This is a genomic window from Buchnera aphidicola (Aphis craccivora) (assembly GCF_005082145.1).
GTDB lineage: Bacteria > Pseudomonadota > Gammaproteobacteria > Enterobacterales > Enterobacteriaceae > Buchnera > Buchnera aphidicola_U.
The window spans coordinates 89418-111917 of record NZ_CP034897.1; the positions used below are offsets into that span (position 1 = coordinate 89418).

Below are 22500 nucleotides of genomic sequence, written 5' to 3' on the forward strand. Positions count from 1 at the left end.
ATAGATTTTTATATATTTTTTTTATTTTTAAACCGATTACATGAAGAGCTAATTTCTAATTTTGCAGCTTCATGATTACCCCATCCTATAATTTTTGTCCATTTTTCTGTTTCTATTTTTTTGTAATATTTAAAAAAATGTTCTATTTGTTCTTTCAATAAATCTGATATATCTGAAATATCATTAATATATTTATATGTTTTACAAATTTTACTTTTTGGTACAGCTATAATTTTGGCATCATCTCCTGATTCATCTTTCATTTGTAGTATTCCAATAGGTTTACAGTGAATCACTGATTGAGATTTTATAGGATATAGAGATGGTACTAAAACATCTAAAGGATCGTTATCCATAGATAATGTTTGATTGATATATCCATAATTACAAGGATAAAACATTGGTGTTGATATAAAACGATCTACAAAAAGAAAACCTGATTTTTTGTCTATTTCATATTTAATAGGAGACGAATTAGATGGTATTTCAATGATAACATATATATCATTTGGTATATTATCACCTGCAATGATTTTATTATAATTCATTGATGTTCACCTTTTTATGTTTTAAAAATATTTTATTATTAAATTTTTATATTTTTTAAAAAAATAAAAATTAAATATTGCCTATTTTCAAAAAATAATTTGTTTTTAAAAACGATTATTTTTATACAGTTATTGATAAATTAATATTAATATATCTTATTTATATATTATATATATTATTTAGGAGTTACAAATGAAATTAATACATCAAATTAAAAGCGAAGAAAATTTATTAATAAATACAGTAAAAAATACTTTACAACTAGCAAAACAAACAACTAATTGTTCCATTGAAGTTTTTATTAAAAAAACAATAGGAATTAATGTTAATGTTAGAAATAATATTGTAGAAAATGTAGAGTTTAACAGTGATGGAGCACTATTTATTACCTTGTATAACAAGTTTTCTAAAGGTAGTGTATCTTCTAGAGATTTCAGTCTTAATGGCATTAAAAAAATATTAGAAATTGCTTTGGATATTTCTAAAAATTCTTCTTCTGATTTTTTTGTAGGATTACCAGAATTAAAATTACTTTGTTTTCATGCTCAAGATCTTGATTTATTTTATCCTTCTGAACTAAATATTAAAAATGGAATTCATTTTGCTTCTATAGCAGAAAAAGAAGCGTTTAAATTTGATAAAAGAATTGTTAATAGTGAAGGAAGTTTTTTTAGTAATCATATTACTATAAATGTTTTCGGAAATAGTTTAGGAATGTTAGAAAAATATAAATCTACTATTTATTCAGCTTATAATTGCATGATTGCAAAAGATAAAAATTCAATGCAAAGAGATTTTTATTATTCTAATTCTAGAAAAATAGAAAATTTAGAAAAACCTGATATTTTAGGAAAAAGAACCGCACAACGTGCTATTTCTCGATTAGGTTCTAAAAAAATTAATACTATGAAAGCTTCTATTATATTTTCAAGAGAAATATCTTCGAATTTTTTTTCTCATCTTGTACCAGCTATCAGTGGAGACAATGTTTATCGTAAATCTACTTTTTTACTTAATGATTTACAAAAAAAAATTTTTCCTATTTGGTTAAATATTATAGAAAATCCACATATTCCGCAAGGATTAGGAAGTAAACCATTTGATAATGAAGGTGTAAAAACATCTATAAAATATATAGTTGAAAATGGAATATTAAAAACTTGGTTACTTAATAGTTATAATTCTCGTAAACTAGGATTAATTAGCACTGGAAATTCTGGAGGAACTTATAACTGGTTGATTTCTAATCAAAATATATCATTTGAAAATTTATTAAAAAATATGAATACGGGATTATTAGTCACTGAACTAATGGGGCAAGGCGTAGATATTGTTAGTGGAAATTATTCACAAGGTGCAATGGGTTTTTGGGTTGAAAATGGAAAAATTCAACATCCGGTAAATGAAATTACTATATCTGGTAATTTAAAAGATATGTGGTTTAATATTCTTAGTATCAGTAATGATATTGATATGCGTAATAAGATTCAATGTGGTTCTATATTGGTATCTGAAATGCAGATTTCAGGAAATTAATTTTTAATTCTAATCGATTAATTTAAGTAAAAAGGTAATAAATTTATTACCTTTTGAAATATTTTGTATTAAGAAGTTAACAGATAAGCCGGGTTCTGTTTTAAACAGTCATTCATCTAGATTAGCAATTGCTTGCTAATTCAAGCAGTCTACCCAGGTTTTTTTTTAGTACGAGCAATACCTTAATAACCTATATTTGACTTTGCTCCAGGTGGAGTTTACCATGCCATAAATTGTTACCAATTATGCGGTGTGCTCTTACCACACCTTTTCACCCTTTCCGTTTTTAATAATATGATATCTAATATTAAGTTTGGTGGTTTTTTTTCTGTTGCACTAGTCATAAGTTCGCACTTTCCAGGTGTTACCTGGCACCTTGCTCTATGGAGCCCGGACTTTCCTCTCTTTAGGTTAACAACTAAACAGCGACTGTTTTAGTTAACTTCTTAAAAATATTATATTCTATTTTAATAACAATGTCACTTTTCTTCTTTTTTTATTGCATATTGATATAAATTATTTTTATTGATTTTATGAATTTTAGACGTAATAAGTACTGATTGCTTTAATGACAGGAATTTTCTTAATAATATAAAAGTATCAATTACTTTATCTGGAAAATTTGTATCTTTTAGTTCTTTATAACCATCTATAACAATAACATTTTCTCCTTTATTATAATAATTTATATCTGATTTTAACCAAGAAAGTATTAAATAAGCTTTATTCCCATAAATTATTTCCCATTTTTTTGTTATTTCTCTAGCGATTACTATGTGTCTATTTTTATCAATTTCATTTATTATATCTTTAATCGTTTCAATTATTCTATGTTTTGACTCATAACAGATAATTGTTCGTTTTTCTTTTTTTAGAGAATGCAGTAAATTTCGTCTTAATTTTTTTTTAGAAGGAAGAAATCCTTCATAACAAAAACGATGAGTAGATATTCCAGATGCGCTTAATGCGGTAATAGCTGCACAAGGCCCAGGAAGAGGAATTATTTTAATATTCAATAGATGACATTTTTTTATTAATAAATAACCTGGATCATTTATTACTGGAGTTCCAGCATTAGATACTAAAGCAATTAATTTTCCTTCGTTTAATTGTTTAATTAAATTGTCACTTTTTTGAGCTTCATTATTTTTATTAAAAGATATTAAGATATTTTTTATATTAAAATGTTTTAGTAAAATATTAGTATGTTGAATATTTTCACAAGCTATTAAATTAACTTTTTCTAATATTTCTAAAGCACGATAAGTAATATCAGATAGATTGCCAATAGGTGTTGGCACTATATAAAGAATTCCGGTATTTTTAAATAAATTCACTTTTTTTATCCAAATATATTTTATATTTATTTTAATCAAACAATTTGTTATTTATTATATAAATAATATTAAACTTAATCTTTTTTATATTTGATTTAATAAAAATTTATTATTAATAAGGAAAGTAAGTGAAAAGAGTTGTTATTACAGGATTTGGTATTATTTCTAGTATTGGTAATAATAAACAAGAAGTTTTAACTTCTTTGTATCATGGTCGTTCTGGAATAACTTTTTCAGAACAAATGAAAGAATTAGGTATGCGTAGTCAAGTATGGGGGAATATTAAGTTAGAACATAAAAACTTAATAAGTAAAAGAATATCTCGTTTTATGACTGATGCTTCTATTTATGCTTTTTTATCAATGGAGCAAGCTATTGAAGATGCTAATTTAAAAAATAAATATTATCAAAAGAATTCTCGTGTTGGACTTATTGTTGGTTCTGGAGGAGGTTCTCGTAAAGATTATGTCAAAGATATGAATACTATAAAAAATCGTTATGGTTTTCGATCCTTAAGCCCATATACTGCAATTAAATCTATGACATCTGGGATTTCTGCTTGTTTATCAACTATATTTAAAATTTATGGTGTAAGTTATTCTGTTAATTCTGCTTGTGCAACTTCTGCACATTGTATTGGAAATGCCTTTGAATTAATTAAATTTGGCAAACAAGATCTTATTTTTGCAGGTGGTGGAGAAGAAGTAAGTTGTGAATTAGCTGCTGAATTCGATTCAATGAAAGCACTTTCTTCAAATTTCAACAATATTCCTACTAAAGCATCTCGTGTATACGATTTAAAACGAGATGGTTTTGTAATATCAGGCGGAGGAGGTATTTTAGTTGTCGAAGATTTAAATTCAGCACTTTCTCGTTCCGCTAATATTTATGCTGAAATTATTGGATATGCCGCAACGTCTGATGGTGATAATATAGTTATACCTTCTGGAGAAGGTGCTTTAAGATGTATGAATTTAGCAAAAGATAAAAAACAGTTATCTATTGATTATTTAAATGCTCATGGAACGTCTACTCAAATTGGTGATTTAATTGAATTAAAAGCAATTGAAAAATCTTTTTTAAATGAAAAAAAACCAATGATTTCAGCTACAAAATCTATAACTGGACATTCTTTAGGCGCATCTGGAGTGCATGAAATTATTTATATTTTATTAATGCTACAATATAATTTTATAGCTCCTTCTATTAATATTAAGGTATTAGAGCCTTATGCAAAAAATATGAATATTGTACAAAAAACTATTTCTAAAAAAATTACGACGGCAATGTCTAATAATTTTGGATTTGGAGGAACTAATGTTTCTTTAATATTAAAGAAATACTAATTTTTTTATAAAAATAAATATTATTTGAATTATATATGAGATGTATATTATTAACACAATAAAAAATACATTTTATATTTTTATCAGTTTTTACTATCTTAAACAATAAAGGCTATATATGAATCAGTTAGAATTACTAAGAAAATTTACAACAATTGTTGCAGACACAAGTGATATAAATTCTATTCGAAAATATAAACCTGAAGATGCAACTACAAATCCTTCTCTAATATTAAAAGCAGTAAATTTAAGTTCTAATCAAAAATTTATAAACCAAGCAGTAAAATATGCAAAAAAAAAGGGTGGTTCAAAAAAAGAACAATTATTAAATGCAAGTGATAAAATTTTAGTTGATCTTGGTATAGAAATTTTAAAATACATACCAGGTTACATTTCTAGTGAAGTAGATGCTCGTTTGTCTTTTAATCAAGAAAAATGTATTTTAAAGGCAAAAAAAATTATTAAAATGTATGAAGATCAAGGTGTTTCTAGAAAAAAAGTATTAATTAAATTAGCAGCTACATGGGAATGTATAAAAGCAGCAGAAGAACTAAAAAAAGATAATATTTTTTGTAATTTAACTCTTTTGTTTTCTTTTGCTCAAGCGCGCGCTTGCGCAGAATCTAATGTATTTTTAATATCTCCATTTGTTGGTCGTATTTATGATTGGTATATGGCTAAAAATTTAACATCAAATTTTTCTTATAACGAAGATCCGGGGGTGATCTCTGTTCGTAAAATATACAATTTTTATAAAAAACATAATTATAAAACTATTATTATGGGTGCTAGTTTTCGAAATATTCAACAAATTTTATTATTATCCGGATGCGATCGATTAACTATTTCTCCTGAGTTATTAAAAGAGCTTGAATCAAATAATGCAGTATTTGATAGAAAATTAATTCCACCTACTATTTTTACTGCACCACCTATTCCTCTTACTGAATCAGAATTTAGATGGGAACATAATCAAGATGAGATGGCTGTTCAAAAGTTATCAGAAGGTATAAGAAATTTTGGTAAAGACCAACTTCTTTTAGAACAAATTATATCAAAATTGATATAAATATTTAATAAAATATTAATTTATTTTTTATAAAATTAAAATTCGGGAAAAATCTATGTCTTTAGAAAACAAATTATCGAACGCAATTCGTATGTTAAGTATAGATGCAGTTCAAAATGCAAAGTCAGGTCACCCTGGCATGCCAATGGGTATGGCTGATATTGCTGAAGTTTTATGGAGAAATTTTTTAAAACATAGCCCCAAGAACCCTAAATGGGATAATCGAGACCGTTTTGTATTGTCTAATGGTCATGGTTCAATGTTGCTTTATAGTTTATTGCATCTTACTGGGTATAATTTATCAATAGAAGAAATTAAAAAATTTAGAACACTTAATTCTAAAACCCCAGGTCATCCTGAAATAGAAGAAACGCCAGGTGTTGAAACCACTACTGGTCCATTAGGTCAAGGTTTGGCAAATGCTGTAGGAATGGCTATTGCAGAAAAAACATTAAGCTCTTATTTTAATCGCTTAAACTTTGATATAGTAAATCATTATACCTGGGTATTTGTAGGAGATGGATGTTTAATGGAAGGAATCTCACACGAGGTTTGTTCCTTAGCTGGAACTTTGAAATTAGGAAAATTAATTGTTTTTTATGATAGTAATGGTATTTCAATAGATGGAAAAATATCAAATTGGTTTACAGACAATACAGTAATGCGTTTTAAATCTTATAATTGGCATGTAATAGATAAAGTTAATGGTCATGATTCCAATTCTATTATGAAAAGTATTAAAGAAGCAATGCTTGTAAAAAATCAGCCTTCTATTATTATTTGTAATACTATTATTGGGTTTGGATCGCCAAACAAATCAGGTACATCAGAATCTCATGGTGCTCCTCTTGGTGAATCTGAAATTATTTTAACAAGAAAAAAATTAAAATGGAATTATTTACCTTTTGAAATTCCACAAGAAATCTATAAACAATGGAACTTTGTAGAACAAGGTTTAGAATTAGAAAAAGAATGGAATGAAAAATTTGCTTTATATAAATCAAAATATCCTGATCTTGCAAAAGAGTATTTAAGACGTTTTAAAAAAGAATTACCTATAACATGGCATAAAAAAACTAATGAGTATATTATTGAATTGCAAAATAATCCAAAAAATATAGCAAGTCGTAATGCTTCTCAAAATACTTTAGAAAAATTTGTAAAATTATTGCCTGAGCTAATAGGTGGATCAGCAGATTTATCTCCTAGCAATTTAACTATTTGTTCATCTTCTTGCTCTATAACAGAAAATCCATCAGGAAATTACATTCATTATGGTGTTCGTGAATTCGGTATGACTGCGATTGCTAATGGTATTTCGCATCATGGTGGGTTCATTCCGTATACTTCAACATTTTTAATGTTTGTTGAATATGCAAGAAATGCTGTTCGTATGGCCGCATTAATGAATACTAAACATATTTTTGTGTATACTCATGATTCTATTGGTTTAGGTGAAGATGGACCTACTCATCAACCGATAGAACAATTAGCTAATTTAAGAATGACTCCTAATCTAGATGTATGGAGACCTTGTGATCAAGTTGAAACTGCTATAGCATGGAAGTTTGCAATTGAAAAAAAACAAGGTCCAACAGCTTTAATTTTATCACGTCAAAATTTATTTCAGTTTAATAGAAATAAAGAACAAATAAGTAATATTTCATATGGTGCATATATATTATATGATTCTAAAAAACCTATTGATGTTATTTTTATATCAACTGGATCTGAAGTTGAAGTTACTTTGCTTGCTGCAAAACAACTTGTTTCTTTAGGTTATTCTGTACGTGTAATTTCAATGCCTTCTAACAATGTTTTTGATAGACAAGATAGTGAATATAAAGAGTTTATATTACCTTCTTATATTACTAAAAGAATTGCAATAGAAGCAAGTGCAAAAGATTTTTGGTATAAATATGTAGGAATAAATGGTTTAATTATTGGTATGGAAACGTTTGGAAAGTCAGCTCCAGCTGATGTTTTATTTAAAGAGTTTGGTTTTACTGTAGAAAATATAGTTAATAAATCAAAAACTTTTTTAAAACATTAATTTTTTAACTATTAGAAATAGTTATTAGGGGCTTTAAGCCCCATTGCAATAATTTTTTAAAATACTTAAAATTAGCAAAAAAGAATTTTGAAGAGAAAAATATGATTTGCCCAATAACTGAATTAACAAAAAAATTAATTCGAATTCCATCTGTAAGTCCAAAAGATTTAGGTTGTCAAGATATTATGATAAATTTTTTATCTAACCTTGGATTTAAAATAAAAAAAATTAATATTAATAATACAAATAATTTTTGGGCAACTAGAGGATCAGGTAAAACTTTAACTTTTGCTGGTCATACAGATGTAGTTTCACCTGGAGCATATAAAGATTGGAATAATAATCCATTTCATCCTTTAGTGAAGAATGATGTTTTATTCGGCCGAGGCGCATCAGATATGAAAGGTGCTTTGGCTGCTATGCTAGTAGCATCAAAAAGGTTTATAAAAAAATACCCTAATCATAAAGGTCGTTTATCTTTTTTAATTACTTCAGACGAAGAATCTTCTGCTGTCGACGGAACAATAAAAGTAGTAGATTATTTAATGTCTAAAAAAGATACAATTGATTACTGCATCATAGGAGAACCTACTAGTTCTAATGAAATTGGTGATTTTATAAAAAATGGGCGACGTGGTTCTTTAACGGCTGATTTAAAAATTTTAGGTGTTCAAGGACATATTGCGTATCCGCATTTAGCTGATAATCCAATCCATAAAGGATTGCCTATTATTTTAAAATTATTATCCGTACCTTTAGATCAAGGTAATAGTTTTTTTTCCCCAACGAGTGTAAACATTCCAAATATTCATTCAGGTAATGGAAGTAATAACATAATTCCAGGTGATTTATTTGTACAATTTAATTTTCGATTTAGCAATGAAATATCTGTAGATCAAATAAAAACAAAATTTAAAAAAATATTAGAACAAAATAAGATTAATTATTCAATAAAGTGGTATTTATCCGGACTTCCTTTTATTACAAAAAAAGGATTACTAATAGACACTGTAATTGAATCTATTTTAAATATCACTAAAAATAAACCAATCTTATCTACTGATGGGGGAACTTCAGATGGACGTTTTATTGCTAAATTTAATTCACAAATAATAGAATTAGGATTAACTAATCAGACTATTCATAAAGTAAATGAATGTGTTAAAATATCTGATTTAAAAATATTAACTTTAATTTATGAAAATATTATGAAGAAATTGCTTGTGTAAAATAAAAATAATTTATTATTTATTTGAATACAAATGATGCAGAAAATCTTTTAAGATAATCTGCACCTATTTTTAGTATATCAATGAAATTTTTTATGTATTTTTTATCTGATTCATTTATACAGGAGGAAATATATCAATTTTTTCTTTTTGTAAATCTTCTTCTGTATAAGGTATTTTATATTCTTGATCTTCAGTAGGAACATTTATTTCTTCTGGAATAATTAGTTTTTTAAGTTGATTTTGATTATTTTTATTAAATAAAATATTATGATTTTTTTGTAAAATATTTAAGTGACAAGAAGTCACTGAAAGTATAATAAAAAATTTTAAAATAATTACTTTTTTTTGAAAAAAAAATGTGTTTTTATTAAAATTTAGCATGTTGAAGAGCTTTTTTAAGTTGAATCTGTCCAGCAGATGAAATTGGAGTCATTGGTAAACGAAGAGTATCATTTTTTATTAAACCCATTTCTTTAGCTAACCATTTAATTGGGATTGGATTTGGTTCTATAAACAATGCTTCATGTAATAAAGATAAACGCTCATTTATAATTCTTGCATTCACAAAATCACCTTGTAATGCATATGAGCACATTGTTGCCATTTCTTTAGCAGCAATATTTGCTGTTACTGATATTACTCCTTGTCCACCTAATTGTATAAAATCTAGTGCTGTTGCATCATCACCACTAATTAGTAAGAAATTATTTTTTACTATTTTTTTAATTTGATTGATTCTTGATAAATCTCCAGTTGCTTCTTTTATTCCAATAATATTTTTAAATTTAGATAATCTAGCAATAGTCTGTGGTAGTAAATCACATCCTGTTCGACTAGGAACATTATATAAGATTTGTGGTAGTTCTGTATTTTCTGAAATAGCTTTAAAGTGCTGATATAATCCTTCTTGAGTAGGTTTATTGTAATATGGGGTTACAGTAAGACAAGCAGAAATTCCAGATTCCTCAAATCTTTTTGTTAGGGATATCGCTTCAGTTGTTGCATTTGCACCTGTTCCTGCAATAATAGGAATTCTTTTATTTGCAATTTCTAATGTTGACATAACAACTTTAATATGTTCTTCTTGACTTAAAGTAGCTGATTCTCCAGTTGTACCAATAGAAACAATTGCCGCTGTTTTATTCAATACATGATAGTCAATTAATTTTTTTAAACTAGAATGACAAATTCCACCTGATTTATTCATTGGTGTAATTAGCGCTACAATACTTCCTGTGAACATTAGTTTTGTTTTCCTCCATAAAAAATATTTTATGGTATATTGATAAAAAATTTAAAGTTAATCAAATTAAAAATTATAATATATTTAAATGACTTTTGATGAATTTAAATTTTTTTATGTAATCACATTAATAGAGTCTTAATATTAATATTATTAATGATATACTTTAAAAATTAATTTTAAATATTTAATTTTTTATATAAATATAAAATAAAATCATTAAACTATACTGATTAAATTTATTTAAAAAAATTAAACCTATAATTATATTATAGATATTTTAATTATTTCTTATAAAAAATTTAAATTTTATTCGACTAAGCAAAATAAATACAAAAAGTTAAAAGATAAATTTATTTTATTATGCTACTAAATATATAGTTTTAGTAGCAAAAAAAAATTATTTTGAATTAATTACATATTAACTCATTGCTTTTTCACACTGTGCTCTAAATCTTAATATATGATCCATAACTACAATAGCAACCATTGCCTCAGTTATTGGAACAGCTCTGATTCCTACACACGGATCATGTCGACCTTTTACAATTATTTCTGATTTTTTATTATTTATATCAATTGTTTTTCCTGGTATACGTATGCTTGAAGTAGGTTTAAATGCTGCTTTTAGTACAATATTTTCACCATTGCTAATACCTCCTAAAATCCCTCCGCAATGATTGCTTTTAAATCCATATGGAGTTATTTCATCTCGATTTTGACTTCCTTTTTGGTTGACAACTAAAAATCCGTCTCCAATTTCTACTCCTTTAACTGCATTAATACTCATCAATGCATGTGCTAAGTCTGCATCTATTCTATCAAAAACTGGTTCTCCAAGTCCTACAGGAATATTTTCAGCAACAATAGTTATTTCAGCTCCGATTGAATCACCTATTTTTTTTAATTGTTTAATTAATTCTTGTATATCCTCAATTTTTCTTAAATTAGGACAAAAAAAAGGATTTTTATTTACTTCTTCCCATGATTCAAATGTACATTTAATATGACCTATTGCTGATAAATATGCTCTAATTATTATTCCATATTGATTTTTAAGATATTTTTTCGCAATAGCTCCTGCTGCAACTCGCATAACAGTTTCACGTGCTGATGCTCTTCCACCTCCTCGATAATCTCTAATACCATATTTTTTTTCATAAGTATAATCAGCATGTCCTGGTCTAAATAAGTTTTGTATTTCTTTATAATCTTGCGATCTTTGATCAGTGTTATTAACAATCAAACCAATACTTGTTCCTGTTGTTATACCATTAAAAACTCCGGAAAGTATTTCAATTTGATCTAATTCACATCTTTGTGTAGTATATCTAGAAGTTCCTGGTCTTCGTCGATTTAAATCATTCTGTAAATCTTTAGAACATAATTTTAAACCTGGTGGAACACCATCTACTATGCATCCTAATGCTTTTCCATGTGATTCACCAAAAGTTGTTACACAAAACATTTTTCCAATTGTATTTCCAGCCATATTTTTCTTCTTATTTTATTTTATATTTAAATAATATAACTATACAGAAAAAATAAAAAAGTAATTTTTTTATTAAATAATATAATGATAAAATTTTTATTTGTTGTTTTTATAAAAACTAAATTATATAATCAAAAAAATATTTATTAAAACAATAATTTTAAACAATGCAAATTTATTTAAGCTGTGGTAATTAATGATTATGAACAAAAATCGAGAATATACTAATGATAAAAATATTTCATTTCGTAAATATTTAAATGGTGCACGAGAAATAGTACAAGATACAATATTTCATTCACGAATAAATAAAATAGCCAATCAAAATGTAATATCAAAAAGAAGTATTTTTGAACAAGAAGCTCATAGTTATTATTTTTCTTGTTTACAAAATGAAAAAAATTTTTTTAAAGAAAATCCAGTTTCTTATATGCGTAGTAAAAGTTCAAATAATATTTTGAAACGATTAAAAAAAGGAAAATATTTACCAGATATTTCTCTTGATTTACACGGATTAACACAATATCAAGCACAAAAAAAGTTAGGTCAACTTATTACTATTTGTCAAAAAGAAAAAATTTTTTGTGCGCATATTATACATGGTTATGGAAAAAATATTTTAAAACAGCAAATACCTTTTTGGTTATCTCAACACCCTGATATAGTTGCTTTTCATCAAGCTCCTAGAATTTTTGGAAGTGATGCTGCAATTATAGCAATCATTGAAGTTTATAATTAAACACGAGATAAATTTAAAATATTTTTTTAAAAATACATTTCATAATTAATACATTATAATTTAAAATATTCAATTTATATTAATTATTAATAAATCAATTATTAACAAAAAATAATATTAAAATAAATTTATATATTTATAATTTTTTTAAATATTTTATTTCTTGAAAATTTAATAATAAATAATGTTTTAAAATAAAAATGATTTTTTCAAAACCCTTATTTACTTTGGGTTTTTTTGCTTTATAGAAAGTATGATTTTATAAATTTACTTTTAAAAATAAAAATATTACAGGGTTTTTGAAGATGTTAAATAATAATCGTGTACGTATAGCGATGCAAAAAACTGGTCGTTTAAGCAGTGAATCTATAAAATTATTGATATCATGTGGGATCAAAATTAATTTAAAACAACAGAAATTAATAGCTTTTGCTGAAAATATGCCCATTGATGTTATGTTAGTACGTGATGATGATATCCCAGGTTTAGTAATGGACGGAGTAGTTGATTTAGGAATAGTAGGAGAAAACGTGTTAGAAGAAGAACTGTTAAATCGAAAATCACAAAATTTAGATAGCTCTTATATTACTTTAAGACGTCTTGATTTTGGTGTTTGTAGATTATCTCTTGCAATTCCTGTTAATACTTCTTACATTGGTATAGAATCTATAAAAAATTTTAGAATAGCAACTTCATATCCTCATTTATTGAAAAAATATTTAGATCAAAAAAAAATTGATTTTAAATCTTGTATGTTAAATGGTTCTGTAGAAGTAGCTCCTAGAGCTGGATTAGCTGATGCTATTTGTGATTTAGTTTCAACAGGAGCTACATTAGAAGCAAATGGATTGCGTGAAGTAAAAGTTGTTTTTCGTTCACATGCATGCCTTATTTGTAGAACAGGAAGTATTAATGTTGTAAAAAAAGAAGTAATTAATAAATTAATGACTCGTATTAAAGGTGTTATTCAAGCTCGTGAATCAAAGTATATTATGTTGCATGCTCCTATTAATAAGCTTGATGAAGTAATATCTTTATTACATGGCGCAGAAAGACCAACAATTTTAAAATTAGCTGGTGATAAAAATAGAGTTGCTATGCATATGGTGAGTAGTGAAACATTATTTTGGGAAACAATGGAAAAATTAAAATCATTAGGAGCTAGTTCAATTTTAGTTTTGCCTATTGAAAAAATGATGGAGTAGAATTTTATGAAATATTTTAATACAATTATTGATTGGAATAAGTTAACTTTTGATGAACAAAAAAAAATTTTGTCAAGACCTATTCATTTAAAAAATAATACTATTAAAAAAAAAGTAAAAGAAATAATTAAAAATGTTCAAGTTTTAGGTGATAAAGCTGTAAAAAATTATACTAATTTATTTGATAAATTCTTATTAAATACATTTCAATTATCTCAAAAAGATATATTATCTTCTTCATTAAAAATTAATTCTTTATTACAAGAAGCAATTGAAGTTGCAAAAAAAAATATTACATCTTTTCATAAAGCGCAAATCTTACCTGAAACAGATATTGAAACGCAGGTTGGAGTACGTTGTCAACAAATATATTTACCTTTAAATTCTATTGGAATTTATATTCCCAATGGCATAGCACCTCTTTTATCTACAGTATTAATGCTTGGTATACCTGCTCACATTGCTGGTTGCAAAGAAGTAATATTATGTTCTCCTCCTCCAATTAGCGATGAAATTATTTATACTGCGCATGTTTGTGGAATTAATAAAATATTTCAGGTAGGTGGTGCCCAAGCTATTGCTGCTATGGCTTTTGGAACTAATAGTATTCCTAAAGTAGATAAAATTTTTGGACCAGGAAACAGTTATGTTACAGAAGCAAAATTACAAGTTAGCTCTATATTCAACGGTCCTGAAATAGATATGTTAGCTGGTCCTTCTGAATTATTAATTATCTCTGATGAAACTTCTAATCCAGATTTCATTGCTGCTGATTTATTATCCCAAGCAGAACATGGTGCATCTTCTCAAGTAATATTGTTAACTTCTTGTGATCAGCTAGCAAAAAAAGTTATTTTATCTATTAACAAACAATTAAAAAATTTTTTTAGATCTTCTGATATATACACTGCTTTAAAAAATAGCGCGATAATTTTAACAAAAAATTTACTTGAATCTATTAATATATCTAATATATATGCACCAGAACACTTGATTATTCATACAGAAAAACCAAGATCATTACTTCATTATATATCAAATGCGAGCTCGATTTTTTTAGGATCTTGGTCTCCTGAATCAGCAGGTGATTATGCTTCTGGAACAAATCATGTTTTACCAACATATGGCAAGTCTGTTGCAAAATCTGCTTTAGGTTTATCAGATTTTAAAAAACGTATATTAGTACAAGAATTAACATCTCAAGGATTTATGGATCTATCAAATACTCTTGATGTTTTATCTAAAGCAGAAAAATTAGAAGCACATAATAATTCTGTTAAAATTCGTATTAATTTTTTAAAGGATAAATATGAAGGATAGTATAATACATTTAGTTAGGTCAAATATAAAGAATTTACAACCTTATCAATCTGCAAGACGTATTGGAGGAAATGGTAATATCTGGCTAAATGCAAACGAATGTCCTATACCTAGTCTTTTTACAGCTAATATTACATCATTTAATCGTTATCCTGAATGTCAACCTAAAAGTTTAATTTTATCTTATGCAAATTATGTTGGTTTATTAAATGATCAAATTTTAGTAACTAGAGGCGCTGACGAAGGTATAGAATTATTAATCAAAGCTTTTTGTAATCCTAGGGAAGATGCGATTATTTATTGCCCGCCAACTTATGATATGTATGCTATAAACGCAAAAATTGCAAATGTTGAAATAAAAGAAATTCCTACATTTAAAAATACTTGGCAAATAGATTTAGAAAATATTCAACATAATCTTAATAAAGTGAAATTAATATATATATGCAACCCTAACAATCCTACAGGAAATATTATTTCCAAAAAAGATATTATACATTTATTAAAAATAACTTTAGGATTTGCTTTAGTTGTAATAGACGAAGCATATATAGAATTTTCTTCTAAAGATAGTATGGTTTATTTTTTAAAACATTATCCAAATTTAATTATTTTACGAACTTTATCTAAAGCATTTGCATTAGCAGGTATAAGATGCGGCTTTACTTTAGCTCATAAAGAAATTATTAATGTTTTAAATAAGGTAATTAGTCCGTATCCAATTTCTACAATTGTTACTGATATTGCTGTGCAATCTTTAAGTACAGATGCAATAAAAATTATGCGAAATAGGGTGTTAACACTTAATTTAAATCGTAATTGGCTGATTAATGAATTAAAAAAAATTTCTTTAGTTAAAAAAATTTATAATAGTCGTGCTAACTATATTTTAGTTAAATTTCATATGTTTGAAAAAATATTTCAGCACTTATGGGAAAAAGGTATAATTGTAAGAAATCAACATCATAAAATTTATTTAAAAGAATGTTTAAGAATATCAATAGGATCTTATTCAGAATGTTCACGCCTTATTGAAGAAATTAAAATTTTATCTAAAATATAATGTTGTAATTATAAGGTTTTAAGAATGAAACAAAAAATGTTATTAATTGATCGAGATGGCACTTTAATTGATGAGCCTGAAGATAATTTTCAGGTTGATAAAATTAATAAAATTGTATTTAAAAAAAATGTAATTTCTTCATTATGTAAATTAATGAAGCTTGGTTATAAATTTATTATGATTACAAATCAAGATGGCTTAGGTACTAAATCATTTCCATTAAAAAAATTTAATATACCTCATTTTTTTCTTTTAAATATTTTTCAATCAGAAGGAATAACATTTGAAGATATTTTAATTTGCCCACATTTTTCATATGATAACTGTGAGTGTAGAAAACCTAAAATTAAATTATTAAAAAAATGGTTAGATAAAATTGAAAAAAAGCAAAGCTATGTTATTGGCGATCGACAAACGGATATGGATTTAGCAAAAAATATAAAATTACAAGGTATACAATATAAAGATGATAATTGTAATTGGAAAAATATTGTAAAAAAAATTACACAAAAAAATAGATTTGGAGAAATTTTTAGAAAAACAAAAGAAACTTCTATACATGTAAAAGTTTGGTTAGATTTAGAACATTCGAGTAATATTACAACAGGAATAAATTTTTTTGATCACATGTTAGAACAATTATCCATACATAGCGGCATTTCTATTTATATTAAAGCTGAAGGAGACTTAAAGGTTGATGATCATCATACGGTAGAAGATACAGGTATTGCTTTAGGCGAAGCGCTATTACAAGCATTAAAAAACAAAAATGGAATATCTAGATTTGGTTTTGTTTTACCTATGGATGAAAGTATAGCAAAATGTGTAATTGATTTATCAAATCGTTCGTATTTAAATTTTAAAGGTTGTTTTCGATATCAAAAAGTTGGAGATTTAAGTACTGATATGGTTGAACATTTTTTTTATTCTCTTTGTCAATCTATGAAAATTACTTTGCATTTATCATTCAAAGGAAACAACGATCATCATTGTATTGAAAGTGTATTTAAAGCGTTTGGGAAAGCGCTGCGTCAAGCAATTAAAATAGAAGGAGACACATTACCAACATCAAAAGGAATATTATAGTGACAATAGCGATATTAAATACAGGTTGTGCTAATTTGACTTCGATTAAAATAGCTATTAAAAGATTAGGATACAAATCTCAAATCACTTCTAATCCTGACTTATTAATAAAAGCTAAAAAACTGATAATACCTGGTGTAGGAACTGCTTCAGCAGTTATGAATATTTTAAATGAAAAAAATTTAATTAATATTATTAAAAATATTAAACAACCTGTATTAGGTATTTGTCTTGGAATGCAAATTTTTTGCCATTTTAGTGAAGAATGCAATGGAACAAACACAATCGGAATTTTAAATGATTGTTCGACTATTTTATTAAAAAGTTCAAAATTATCTTTACCGCATGTTGGTTGGAATTATATTACTTTTGATAAAATACATCCATTATTTAAAAATATCGAAAGAGATTCTAGATTTTATTTTGTGCATAGTTATATTGTACCAGTGAATAAATATACTTTAGCAACAACTAATTATGAAATATGTTTCAGTTCTGTTATTCAAAAAAATAATTTCTTTGGAGTTCAATTTCATCCAGAAAAATCAGGTGATGTAGGAGCTCAATTACTAAAAAATTTTTTAGAGATATAATTTTATGATTATTCCAGCATTTGATTTTTTAGAAGGAAAAGCGGTTCGTTTATATCAAGGTAATTATTTAGATAAAAAATTTTATAATATAGATTTATATGAACATTTTATTAAATATAAAAATAAAGGAGTAAAAATTATTCATTTAGTAGATTTAAGTGGTGCAAAAAATTCAGAAAAAAGACAATTAAAACTTTTTAAGAATATAATATCTTATACTAAAATTCCTATTCAAATTGGTGGAGGAATAAGAACCGAACAAGATATAAATACATTATTTGAATTGGGTTTTAAAAGAGTTGTTATTGGTTCTTTGGCAATAATAAATAAGATTGAAGTAAAAAAATGGTTAAAAATTTATGGTTCTAGTAAAATTGTTTTAGCATTAGATATTAACATTATAAATAATGAAAAAAAAATATTAATTAATGGTTGGCTAAAAGAAACTAATTCGACATTAGAAGAAATAATTGATTTTTTTTCTGTTGAAAATTTAAAACATGTACTTTGCACAGACATATCTAAAGATGGTACTTTATCAGGTCCCAATATCACATTATACAAAGAGATTGTTAAAAAATTTAAACATATTAAATTTCAAGCATCAGGCGGAATATCAAGTATATCTGATATTTTCGATTTGAAAAAAACTGGAGTTAGTAGCGTGATTATTGGTCGTAGTTTATTAGAAAAAAGATTTACAATAAAAGAGGCTTTAGAATGTTGGCAAAACGAATAATAGCATGCCTTGATGTTAGTAATGGTGTTGTAGTAAAAGGTGTTCAATTTAAAAATCATCAAATTGTAGGCGATATAATTTCTTTATCTAAGCGTTACACAAAAGAAGGTATTGATGAATTAGTGTTTTATGACATAACTGCAGCAACTAATAACACAATAGTTGATAGAAGTTGGATTGAAAAAGTTGCAGAAGTAATTAATATTCCTTTCTGTGTAGCTGGTGGAATTAGAAGTGTAGAAGACGCAAAAGATATATTATCATTTGGAGCGGATAAAATATCAATTAATTCTTCTGCTTTAATTGATCCTACTTTAATAACAAGAATTTCAGATCGTTTTGGGGTACAATGTATGGTTGTTGGTGTCGATTCATGGTTTGATAAATCCAGCAAACAATATATGGTACAGCAATATACAGGTGATGTTAATCGCACTTATCAAACTAATTGGACAACATTTAATTGGATAAAACAAGCTCAGAAATATGGTGCTGGAGAAATTGTTTTAAATATGATGAATCAAGATGGATTACAAAATGGATATGATTTATTACAATTAAAAAAAGTGAAAAAAATATGTAAAGTACCTTTAATAGCATCAGGTGGAGCTGGAAATTTACAGCATTTTTATGAAGCGCTACATTATTCTAATGTAGATGGTGTATTAGCTGCTTCTGTATTTCATAAAAATATAGTTAGTATAAAATATTTAAAAGATTTTTTAATTCAGCAAGGAATAGAGATTCGAAAATGTCAATAAAACAAAAAAAACTATTAAAATTAGATTGGAATAAAGTGCATGGTATGATTCCTACAATTATTCAAGATTATCTATCTAATGAAATACTTATGCATGGTTACATGAATGAAGAAGCTCTTTTAAAAACACAAAAAGAAGGTTTTGTTACTTTTTATTCTCGTGGTAAAAAAAGATTATGGACAAAAGGAGAAACTTCAGGGAATTTTTTAAAAGTCATAGAAATAACTACAGATTGTGATAATGATTCATTATTAATTTTAGCTGAGCCTACTGGAAAAACATGTCATTTAGACAAAAAAAGTTGTTTTTCTTTAAAAGGTGATTATTTATCTTTTCTTTATGAATTAGAAAGAATAATAGAAGATAGAAAAAATAATTATATAAAAAATTCATATACGTCTAATTTATATAAATCTGGAACCCAACGAATAGCACAAAAAGTAGGTGAAGAAGCTGTAGAAACAATATTAGCTGCTATGAAAAAAGATGCAAATGAATTAATTAATGAATCTTCAGATTTAATTTATCATTTGCTTGTATTACTACATAATCAAAATTTAAATTTTAATTTAATTATTGAAAACTTAAAAAAAAGAAAAACAATAAGATCTTAAAACTTTATTCTTAAATTGATTTTTTTATAAAATAATATTTAACTTAAAATATTTTAAATTTATTTTAATTTCAAAAAAATTTCAATAAAATTAGCATATAATATATGTAAATTTTTCTTATTGTACAAACCAATTCAAATAAAAAAATAAAACATTTATAGAATTATAAAATATATAATTAATTTTAAGTATTGTAATAATTTTAATTTTTTATATTTTTTATTAAAATATCTTTTTTCAAAAATGAAAAATTGAAAATATTTGTAATATCATTTATTGTGTAATTCATATAATTTAGTAATTTGATTTTAAAATAACAATATATCCTGAGTGTTGGAGAAGCAAATGTTAAAGCAACAAATTGGTGTTGTAGGTATGGCTGTAATGGGTCGAAATTTAGCATTAAATATTGAAAGTAAAAATTACCGTGTATCTATTTTTAATAGAACTAAATTAATAACAGAAGAAGTGGCTCAAAAAAATAAAAATAAAAATATTTTCCCATATTTTTCCATTAAAGATTTTATAAATTCTTTAATAAAACCAAGATGTATTTTGTTAATGGTAAAAGCAGGTTCGCCTACAGATGACACTATATCATCTATTCTTCCTTATTTAGAAAAAGGAGATATATTAATTGATGGAGGTAATACTTTTTATAAAGATACTATTAGAAGAAATAATGATCTTCTTAAAAAAGGTATACACTTTATTGGAATGGGAGTTTCTGGCGGAGAATTTGGTGCGTTACATGGTCCTTCTATTATGCCAGGTGGATCAAAAGAAGCATATAAACTTATCTCCCCTATCTTAAAAGATATATCTGCTAAATTTAAAAAAGAATCTTGTGTTACATATATCGGTCCTAATGGTTCTGGACATTATGTTAAAATGATTCACAATGGAATTGAATACGGTGATATGCAATTAATTTCAGAATCATATTTTATCTTAAAAAATTTATTAAATTTAAATAATGAAGAACTTTCAAATATATTTGCTGATTGGAATAAAGGAGAATTAAACAGTTATTTAATTGAAATAACAAAAAATATTTTTCTTAAAAAAGATCATAAGAATCGTTATTTATTAGATTTAATTTTAGATCAAGCGGAGGATAAAGGTACTGGTAAATGGATTAGTAAAAATGCTTTAGAGCTTAGAGAACCGCTTGCATTAATTACAGAATCAGTTTTTTCAAGATATTTGTCTTCACTTAAAGAACAACGTATTTTTGCCTCAAAAATATTGAAAGGACCTGCTTTAAAATATATATCAGTTGAAAATAAGAAGGAATTTATTGAAAACGTTCGAAGAGCTTTATATTTAGGTAAAATTATTTCTTATGCGCAAGGTTTTTCTCAATTAAAAAAAGCATCAGAAAAATATTCTTGGAATTTAAAATATGGTGAAATTGCTAAAATTTTTAGAGAAGGATGTATTATTCGAGCTAGTTTTTTAGAAAAAATAACAGATGCATTTAATATTAATAATAATATATCTAACTTATTATTAACACCTTATTTTTCAAAAATATCTAATGAATATGAAAAATCTTTACGAAAAATTGTTATATATGGAATAAAATATGGAATTCCTATCCCTGCCTTTTCTTCTGCTATATCATATTATGACAGTTATCGCACTTCTTCTTCATCAGCTAATTTAATTCAAGCTCAAAGAGATTATTTTGGAGCACATACTTATAAAAGAATTGATAAATCAGGATATTTTCATACAGATTGGTTGCTTAAAGAATAATTTAAACTATAAATATTTCAGTTTTTTATAAATTAAATTGATTATATAATTTATTATGATTTTAATGTGTTCAAAATAGCAGAAAATGTTCAAATATATCTTTCTGCTATTAATACATTTATAAAATGTAAATATAAAGATATTTTAAAAATATAGGAAAAATTATGCGTTTATGTGATCAAGATATTGAAGAATGGTTAATTCAGAAAAAATTAGTTATTACACCTTATCCAAAGAAAGAACTTATTAATGGAATTACTGTTGATATACATCTTGGAAATAAATTTCGTATATTTTATGAACATACTATATCTTGTGTGGATTTAAGTAGTTCACAAGAAAAAATATCTAAAAATTTAACAAAAGTAATGAGTAATGAAAAATTATTTTCTAAAAAAAATCCATTTTTTTTAAAACCAAAATCTTTAGTATTGTTTTCAACTTTAGAAAGTATTACTTTACCGGATAATTTAGTTGGTTGGTTAGATGGAAGGTCTTCTTTAGCGAGACTCGGTTTGATGATTCATGTCACCTCTCATAGAATTGATCCGGGCTGGAATGGCAATATAGTTTTAGAAATTTTTAATGCTGGAAATTTAACATTAGTATTAACTCCAAAAATTAAAATTGCTGCATTAAGTTTTGAATTACTCGATAAGTCAGTTATGCGTTCTTATAGTAGGCGTTCTGAATCAAAATATAAAATTCAAACCGGAGTAGTTCCTAGTCGTATTTATGAAGAATAAGTATTTTAAATTTATT

21 protein-coding genes and 1 other RNA gene are annotated in these 22500 nt (G+C 25.7%); 16 read left to right on the forward strand and 6 right to left on the reverse strand.

All coding sequences use genetic code 11. From position 1 onward, the window contains the following. Nucleotides 1-8: 8 nt before the first annotated feature. On the reverse strand, nt 9-548 hold the full coding sequence (gene ppa / locus D9V60_RS00440; RefSeq protein ID WP_158360403.1) for an inorganic diphosphatase: 540 nt from the start codon (nt 546-548) through the stop codon (nt 9-11). 193 nt (nt 549-741) lie between these two features. On the opposite strand from ppa, the gene pmbA reads away from it, so the two are divergent. Continuing rightward, a complete protein-coding gene (pmbA, locus tag D9V60_RS00445; RefSeq protein ID WP_158360404.1) occupies nt 742-2085 on the forward strand; it encodes a metalloprotease PmbA in 1344 nt (447 codons plus the stop codon). A 68-nt stretch (nt 2086-2153) separates the two neighbouring features. Here pmbA and rnpB read toward each other — a convergent pair. Together rnpB and rsmI are read right to left on the reverse strand one after the other, a co-directional pair. Further along, nucleotides 2154-2531: RNase P RNA component class A (rnpB, locus tag D9V60_RS00450), an RNA gene on the reverse strand. 33 nt (nt 2532-2564) lie between these two features. Next, complete coding sequence (gene rsmI / locus D9V60_RS00455) at nt 2565-3422, reverse strand: 16S rRNA (cytidine(1402)-2'-O)-methyltransferase (RefSeq protein WP_158360405.1); 858 nt, start codon at nt 3420-3422, stop codon at nt 2565-2567. 128 nt (nt 3423-3550) lie between these two features. Between rsmI and D9V60_RS00460 the strand changes: the two genes are divergently transcribed. The 4 genes from D9V60_RS00460 to dapE all read left to right on the forward strand — a co-directional run bounded on the left by D9V60_RS00460 (nt 3551) and on the right by dapE (nt 9119). Further along, nucleotides 3551-4768 carry a beta-ketoacyl synthase N-terminal-like domain-containing protein gene (locus tag D9V60_RS00460; protein WP_158360406.1) on the forward strand — a complete coding sequence of 406 codons (1218 nt, stop codon included), beginning with the start codon at nt 3551-3553 and terminating at the stop codon, nt 4766-4768. Nucleotides 4769-4886: 118 nt separating this feature from the next. After that, nucleotides 4887-5837 carry a transaldolase gene (tal, locus tag D9V60_RS00465; protein WP_158360407.1) on the forward strand — a complete coding sequence of 317 codons (951 nt, stop codon included), beginning with the start codon at nt 4887-4889 and terminating at the stop codon, nt 5835-5837. 55 nt (nt 5838-5892) lie between these two features. Beyond that, nucleotides 5893-7890 (forward strand): transketolase, encoded by a 1998-nt coding sequence (tkt, locus tag D9V60_RS00470; protein WP_158360408.1) that lies wholly within the window; start codon nt 5893-5895, stop codon nt 7888-7890. A gap of 101 nt (nt 7891-7991) precedes the next feature. Continuing rightward, nucleotides 7992-9119, forward strand: a complete 1128-nt coding sequence (dapE, locus tag D9V60_RS00475; RefSeq protein WP_158360409.1) for a succinyl-diaminopimelate desuccinylase — start codon at nt 7992-7994, stop codon at nt 9117-9119. A 117-nt stretch (nt 9120-9236) separates the two neighbouring features. Here the strand turns inward: dapE and D9V60_RS00480 are convergent, their stop codons facing one another. The 3 genes from D9V60_RS00480 to aroC form a co-directional block, all read right to left on the reverse strand. Further along, nucleotides 9237-9503 carry a hypothetical protein gene (locus D9V60_RS00480; RefSeq protein WP_158360410.1) on the reverse strand — a complete coding sequence of 89 codons (267 nt, stop codon included), beginning with the start codon at nt 9501-9503 and terminating at the stop codon, nt 9237-9239. Beyond that, nucleotides 9490-10365 (reverse strand): 4-hydroxy-tetrahydrodipicolinate synthase, encoded by an 876-nt coding sequence (gene dapA, locus D9V60_RS00485; RefSeq protein WP_158360411.1) that lies wholly within the window; start codon nt 10363-10365, stop codon nt 9490-9492. Before dapA ends, D9V60_RS00480 begins: the two co-directional genes overlap by 14 nt. 421 nt (nt 10366-10786) lie before the next feature. Further along, the gene (gene aroC / locus D9V60_RS00490) at nt 10787-11857 is read right to left on the reverse strand and encodes a chorismate synthase (protein WP_158360412.1); all 1071 of its coding nucleotides are present in this window, start codon (nt 11855-11857) and stop codon (nt 10787-10789) included. A gap of 202 nt (nt 11858-12059) precedes the next feature. On the opposite strand from aroC, the gene smrB reads away from it, so the two are divergent. The 11 genes from smrB to dcd all read left to right on the forward strand — a co-directional run bounded on the left by smrB (nt 12060) and on the right by dcd (nt 22484). After that, nucleotides 12060-12596 carry an endonuclease SmrB gene (smrB, locus tag D9V60_RS00495; protein ID WP_158360413.1) on the forward strand — a complete coding sequence of 179 codons (537 nt, stop codon included), beginning with the start codon at nt 12060-12062 and terminating at the stop codon, nt 12594-12596. 305 nt (nt 12597-12901) lie between these two features. After that, on the forward strand, nt 12902-13801 hold the full coding sequence (gene hisG, locus D9V60_RS00500; protein WP_158360414.1) for an ATP phosphoribosyltransferase: 900 nt from the start codon (nt 12902-12904) through the stop codon (nt 13799-13801). A gap of 6 nt (nt 13802-13807) precedes the next feature. Further along, complete coding sequence (hisD, locus tag D9V60_RS00505; protein WP_158360415.1) at nt 13808-15121, forward strand: histidinol dehydrogenase; 1314 nt, start codon at nt 13808-13810, stop codon at nt 15119-15121. Beyond that, complete coding sequence (gene hisC / locus D9V60_RS00510) at nt 15111-16184, forward strand: histidinol-phosphate transaminase (RefSeq protein WP_158360416.1); 1074 nt, start codon at nt 15111-15113, stop codon at nt 16182-16184. The genes hisD and hisC overlap by 11 nt, the downstream gene beginning before the upstream one ends. 24 nt (nt 16185-16208) lie before the next feature. Continuing rightward, a complete protein-coding gene (hisB, locus tag D9V60_RS00515; RefSeq protein WP_158360417.1) occupies nt 16209-17270 on the forward strand; it encodes a bifunctional histidinol-phosphatase/imidazoleglycerol-phosphate dehydratase HisB in 1062 nt (353 codons plus the stop codon). Beyond that, on the forward strand, nt 17270-17863 hold the full coding sequence (gene hisH, locus D9V60_RS00520) for an imidazole glycerol phosphate synthase subunit HisH (protein WP_158360418.1): 594 nt from the start codon (nt 17270-17272) through the stop codon (nt 17861-17863). Before hisB ends, hisH begins: the two co-directional genes overlap by 1 nt. Before the next feature lie 4 nt (nt 17864-17867). Beyond that, nucleotides 17868-18602, forward strand: a complete 735-nt coding sequence (gene hisA, locus D9V60_RS00525) for a 1-(5-phosphoribosyl)-5-[(5-phosphoribosylamino)methylideneamino]imidazole-4-carboxamide isomerase (protein WP_158360419.1) — start codon at nt 17868-17870, stop codon at nt 18600-18602. Further along, complete coding sequence (gene hisF / locus D9V60_RS00530) at nt 18584-19363, forward strand: imidazole glycerol phosphate synthase subunit HisF (protein WP_158360420.1); 780 nt, start codon at nt 18584-18586, stop codon at nt 19361-19363. The genes hisA and hisF overlap by 19 nt, the downstream gene beginning before the upstream one ends. After that, nucleotides 19354-19977 carry a bifunctional phosphoribosyl-AMP cyclohydrolase/phosphoribosyl-ATP diphosphatase HisIE gene (gene hisIE, locus D9V60_RS00535; protein ID WP_158360421.1) on the forward strand — a complete coding sequence of 208 codons (624 nt, stop codon included), beginning with the start codon at nt 19354-19356 and terminating at the stop codon, nt 19975-19977. The genes hisF and hisIE overlap by 10 nt, the downstream gene beginning before the upstream one ends. Nucleotides 19978-20322: 345 nt before the next feature. Beyond that, complete coding sequence (gndA, locus tag D9V60_RS00540; RefSeq protein ID WP_158360422.1) at nt 20323-21738, forward strand: NADP-dependent phosphogluconate dehydrogenase; 1416 nt, start codon at nt 20323-20325, stop codon at nt 21736-21738. 164 nt (nt 21739-21902) lie between these two features. Beyond that, nucleotides 21903-22484: a dCTP deaminase gene (gene dcd / locus D9V60_RS00545; protein WP_158360423.1), complete on the forward strand. Its 582-nt coding sequence runs from the start codon at nt 21903-21905 to the stop codon at nt 22482-22484. Nucleotides 22485-22500 lie beyond the last annotated feature (16 nt).